Raw genomic sequence first — 4,886 nt, forward strand, 5'->3', positions numbered from 1 at the left:
ATGCCGCCGCCGTTCTGCAGGGCGATGTCGGCGAGCCTGCTCGCCTGTCGGTAAGCGATGGCGACGGCTTGTGCGATGTCGCTGCCGCGGGCCAGGGTGTTGGCCTGTTCGCAGCCGGCAACGCCACTGCTGCGGTTGGTCGATTCGCCGGGTACGCGCACCAGGCACAGCGATTCGCTGGCGATGCCGATCTGCTGCTTTTTCAGGTCTTCGAGGCGACCGGCAAAGCGGGCGAGGGTGGCCTGTGCGGGTGGGTCGGCAGTGACCACGCGTGCACTGCCGGCTCTCTGCAACGTGTTGACGATGCGCGTGCGCGTGGCCGCGTCGACGGCGACGAAAGTGCCGCTGGCATCCTTCTGCCGAAAATCGTCTCCGATCGGCAGGGTCACCTCGCCGCGGCAGCTCTCGACGCGGCCATGCGCATCGAAGCGAACCTGCAGCAGGCCGAAAGCCTTGGCGTATTCCCAGGCCTGGCCGATACAGACGGGGTCGCCGTCGCGGTTGCGGACGACCGTCGGGTAGGGGCCGGACGAAGCGTCGATTCCGATCGCCGAAAAATCGCCGAGCAGGGTATGCGAGTCGCCACCGATGATCACGTCCACGTCACTGAGCTGCGCGGCCATTGCCACATCGGCTGCGTAGCCCTGGTGGGTAAGCAGAATGATGTGGCGGATGCCCTGCGCGCGCAGTCGTTCGATGTATTTCTGCGCACTGGCGACCTCGTCTGCGAAGCGCGTGCTCGCTAGCGGTCGCGAGGAATTCATCGTCTTGCCGCGCACTTCGATGCCGATGATGCCGACGGTGACGTTGCCGAATGACTTGAGCAGATAGGGGTGCAGATAATCATTGGCGGCGACCGGCGCGAGCGGGGTGCCGATCGCCGCTTCGACATTGGCGGCGAGAACGGTGGTCCGGCAGGGGCCGCTGCGCAAGTCATCGAGAAAGCGCTGCAGGCCGAGGTCGCCTTCGTCGAACTCGTGGTTGCCGAGTTCGAAAGCGTCGAAGCAGACGCTGTTCATCAGCGCCGCGTCGGCCTCCCCCTGGTAGAGGGTATGGTAGAGGGTGCCGGTGATCGCATCGCCGGCATGCAGTTTCAACAGGTTCGGCAGACCCTGGCTGGCTTTGAACAGCGTCGTCAGACGAGGGAAACCGCCGGCCTCGACGCGTGTCGGAACCCCATTGATGCTGATCTCGAAGTCGGGAGTGGCTTCGAGGTGCGAATGGTGGTCATTGATGTGCGCGATGTGGATTTCGAGGGCGCTCGCCGGGAGCGGGGCGGGGAGCGGCGCGGTCTGGCAGGCGCTTAAGAAAAGTGCCAGGGCGAGCAGGCTGGCCGAGCAGGAGATCAGCATTGGGCGCATGCGGGCGGCTCCGGGAGCAGGTTGAGCGAGTTGGCGAGTGTCGCATACACCGGCGCACCGCAGCAATGCGCTAGTCGTCGCCTCGTCGCCTCGTCGCCAGATGGGCTGGCAGCAGGGGTCATGCGCTGCCTTTGAGAATGCCTTCGGAACTGCTAGACTGGTTTTGGTCTGCCAACGAGGGCAGCCATCAATCATTGTTTTCGGCGCCAGCATGCGCCGCTTTTTCAGGAGTGAAGGACATGGGTTTTTTTGATTTCGTCAAGGAAGCAGGCGAGAAGCTTTTTCATGCCAAGGATACCGAAGCGGCGTCGGCCGAACTGGCCAGTGCGCCCGATGACGAGGCGGCCAAGGCGCGCCTCGACGAGCTGAACCGTACCGCAGCGGACGCGATCGAGGCCTACATCAACACCCAGAACCTGCCGGTGACCGGCCTGACGGTGACTTTTGACGGCGCAAGCGGAACGGCGACGGTCTTCGGAGTCGCCGGCGACCAGGCCAGCAAGGAGAAAATCCTCCTCTGCTGCGGCAACGTCACCGGTGTATCGCAGGTCAACGACATGCTGTCGGTCGATCAGAGCGAACCCGAAGCGACCTTCTACACCGTCGTCGCCGGCGACAATCTGTCGAAGATCGCCAAACAGCACTACGGCGATGCCAACAAGTACCCGCTGATCTTCGAAGCCAACAAGCCGATGTTGACTCACCCGGACAAAATCTATCCCGGCCAGGTGCTGCGCATTCCGTCGGAGTAATTTCAGATAGCCTGACTACTAGGGCAGAGCGTGCAGTCCTTGATAACCGACATAGAAGCCGACCAGCAGGATCAGCATGCCCGAGAAGTAGGGTGCCTTGCGGGCGAACTCCCCGAAGCCGCTCCAGCGCGTGGCAACATGTTTCACACTCAAGGCTGCCAGGGCGCCTGACGCCACCATCGTCAGCGCCAGCCCGATGCTGAAGCACATGACCAGGGCCGCTCCGAGTGCGACCTCTTTCAGTTGCAGGCACAGCAACAGCACGGTGATCGAGGCAGGACAAGGGATCAGCCCGCCAGTCAGTCCAAAGACGATGATCTGGCCGGTCGTCACTTCCCGGTTGGCGAAGCGGCGGCGGATGTCATTGGCGTGGGCCAGTTCATGTGGGTCCTGATAGCCCGGTGCCGAGACATCCAGCCCCTCGTAGTCCTGGATCGCATGATGGTGGTCGTGCTCGTACTCGACATCATAGTCGTGGCTGTGATGCGCATGCCCGAGGCGAAGGCGGGCAACGAATTCGTGCGGCTCCGGAATCTCCTGCTCGGACTCGACGAATCCGTCGCGCTGCACGAAGGTGAAGGCCTGGCGACTGCCGTCGGCACGTTCCGTTTCGACCCTCACCTGGTCGGCTGCCCAGACCTGACCGAACCGGCTCTCGGTGAACAACCGGAAGCGCGGCGGCACACCCTCCTCAAACACTTCCAGCCGAACTACCCCGTGGCCGGTGTCGATGCGCCGGGTTTCGTCATGGTGGTGACCATGCCCATCGTGGTCGTGTGCCGCGTGCTGCTGCCGCCAGGTTCGCCACATCATCCACAGCGCAACGCCGACAATGAGCACGGCGGATGCTAGCTGGAAGTAGGATTCAGTCACCTCGGCGTTCCAGCGACGCCCGAAATACAAGCCTGCCAGCGCGACTGCCCACACCACGGCGGTATGAGAAATCGTTGCCGACAACCCCAGCAGAACGGCCTGGGTTACCGTGCCGCGAATGGCGACGATGAAGGCCGCCATCATGGTCTTGGAATGGCCGGGTTCGAGACCGTGCAGCGCTCCGAGCAGGATGGCGCTGGGAACGAACAGCCAGGCATTGCCCTGCTGCAACAGGGCAGAAAACTCGGTCATCAGCTTCCCTTACAGGTACTTGGTAATGGCCTTGAACTCGCGGATGGTATCGTCAGCGCTTTGGGTGCCTTCGCGGACAACCTGTTCAAGACAATGGTCGATGTGGTCATGCACCAGGGTTTTTTTGGCACTGCTAATCGCACTCTCGACTGCCTGGAGCTGTTGCGCGACATCCAGACAAGGGCGCTGCCCTTCGAGCATGGTGATGATGCTCTTGAGATGGCCTTCGGCCCGCTTGAGCCGCTTGATGATTTCGGGGTGTGAGGTGTGTGTCGTCATGGCCATATCTTATCCTATCCTGGGGGATAGGATAAGATATCCGGTAACGCTTTTGCAGTTTCTTCGGGCTAAGGCAGCAGCACCGGTATGAATTCTCCTGCGTACCATCGTGATGTCAGCTCCGCGCCGCGGCAAGAGCAGGCGCGGTACTCCGCGTCTGCATGGCACTGCGCGCCGCGCAGCGGCCACCGCCCGATGTTCAGTGATTGAAGCGCAGCACGAGGCTGGCGGCGCCGAGCGCCTTGCCGCCCTTGAGCGCATCGAGCACGGCGGCCTTGTCGAGCCCGGGCGGCAGCGCCTCGGCTTCGAGCGAGGTGGCGATTAGTGTGTAGACGTAGTGCTGCGGCGCGTTACCGCGCGGTGGGCAGGGGCCGAGGTAGGGCATGCCAAGCGAGTTCTTGCCGACCGTGAAGGCGGCCGGCGCCGCGAGGGCCGCGCCCTCGGGCAAGCCGGATGCATTGGCGCTGATGCCGTAGCCGACCCAGTGGTTCACCCCGAGCCCGACACGGCCGGCCTGGTCGTCCATCAGGATCACGAAGCTGCGCGTGGCCGATGGCGCGCGTGCCCAGGCCAAAGCGGGCGAGATGTTTTCCCCGGGACAGTTGGTGTTCGCCGGATTCTTGCCGCCGTATTTGGTGTCTAGCAAAGCATTGTCGACGCGGCCGGGCGACCATAGACTGAAGCCCTTGTGTCCCGGGTCGCCGCCCGATGGCGGAGTCGCACATGCCGTAGCAAGCACAGCGATCGCCGTGAGCAACAAGCCGCGCAAAGTGAGGGATAGATTCATCGTGATCTCCTTCTGAGAAGTTCGTCGTTCAATGGCTTCCAGCAGGCTACAACTGGAAAAAATAGCTGTTTTGACCGCAAATATTTCTGGAGCAGAAACGCTCATAAATCTAACGTTGTGCATGAGCCGCCGTCGGAGCGCGCAGCGCGGAGGGTACCCACCAGCACCGCTGGTGGGCGGTCGGCTCGATGGACTGGTGAGAGCGCATGGGCCCACCGCAGCCCGAATGGCAGCTCGCGCGGACCGAACAGAAAGTGCAACACTCGGCGGACATGGGTACCCCTGAGCTTGGAAGACGCGTGCAGAAGCGGTGGGCGCATAATCGCGCGAGACTGACGCACCACTCAAGCTGAAGAAGATTGCGAGCACCAATAGGCCCACCCGCCGAAAGTTGCCCGATAGCGGCGTCACATTCAGCATCAGAGATCACCGGGGTGGTAATCAGGTAGCCGGCAGAGTCGAATGCGGGATTCATGCAATGCGCTCTAACGTCGGGTAAGCCGGACACGGTTGCCCGCGCCCAGCCCCCCTAAGAACCGTGCTTGCGCCTTTCAGCACACACGGCTCAAGCTTGATTGGCGG

General features: G+C 62.6%; 5 protein-coding genes. 1 reads left to right on the plus strand and 4 read right to left on the minus strand.

The window, feature by feature from the left end:
- The coding region (locus CAPSK01_RS19970; protein ID WP_034930990.1) for a metallophosphoesterase at positions 1-1,361 on the minus strand (1,361 nt) is incomplete at its 3' end.
- A 239-nt stretch (positions 1,362-1,600) separates the two neighbouring features.
- On the opposite strand from CAPSK01_RS19970, the gene lysM reads away from it, so the two are divergent.
- The gene (lysM, locus tag CAPSK01_RS19975; protein WP_034930992.1) at positions 1,601-2,113 is read left to right on the plus strand and encodes a peptidoglycan-binding protein LysM; all 513 of its coding nucleotides are present in this window, start codon (positions 1,601-1,603) and stop codon (positions 2,111-2,113) included.
- Positions 2,114-2,131: 18 nt separating this feature from the next.
- Here the strand turns inward: lysM and CAPSK01_RS19980 are convergent, their stop codons facing one another.
- The 3 genes from CAPSK01_RS19980 to CAPSK01_RS19990 all read right to left on the minus strand — a co-directional run bounded on the left by CAPSK01_RS19980 (position 2,132) and on the right by CAPSK01_RS19990 (position 4,409).
- On the minus strand, positions 2,132-3,238 hold the full coding sequence (locus tag CAPSK01_RS19980; protein WP_034930995.1) for a nickel/cobalt efflux protein RcnA: 1,107 nt from the start codon (positions 3,236-3,238) through the stop codon (positions 2,132-2,134).
- 9 nt (positions 3,239-3,247) lie between these two features.
- Complete coding sequence (locus CAPSK01_RS19985; RefSeq protein ID WP_034931078.1) at positions 3,248-3,517, minus strand: metal-sensing transcriptional repressor; 270 nt, start codon at positions 3,515-3,517, stop codon at positions 3,248-3,250.
- Positions 3,518-3,716: 199 nt separating this feature from the next.
- Positions 3,717-4,409: a YbhB/YbcL family Raf kinase inhibitor-like protein gene (locus CAPSK01_RS19990; protein ID WP_273704170.1), complete on the minus strand. Its 693-nt coding sequence runs from the start codon at positions 4,407-4,409 to the stop codon at positions 3,717-3,719.
- Between the last annotated feature and the right edge of the window lie 477 nt (positions 4,410-4,886).

The sequence above is a fragment of the Candidatus Accumulibacter vicinus genome (genome assembly GCF_000584955.1).
GTDB classification, from domain to species: Bacteria; Pseudomonadota; Gammaproteobacteria; order Burkholderiales; family Rhodocyclaceae; genus Accumulibacter; species Accumulibacter vicinus.

Excerpts from the sequence above, each read along its gene's own strand:
- lysM (WP_034930992.1), top strand. The coding sequence starts at position 1,601 with ATGGGTTTTTTTGATTTCGTCAAGGAAGCAGGCGAGAAGCTTTTTCAT.
- CAPSK01_RS19980 (WP_034930995.1), bottom strand. The coding sequence starts at position 3,238 with ATGACCGAGTTTTCTGCCCTGTTGCAGCAGGGCAATGCCTGGCTGTTC.
- CAPSK01_RS19985 (WP_034931078.1), bottom strand. The coding sequence starts at position 3,517 with ATGACGACACACACCTCACACCCCGAAATCATCAAGCGGCTCAAGCGG.
- CAPSK01_RS19990 (WP_273704170.1), bottom strand. The coding sequence starts at position 4,409 with ATGAGCGTTTCTGCTCCAGAAATATTTGCGGTCAAAACAGCTATTTTT.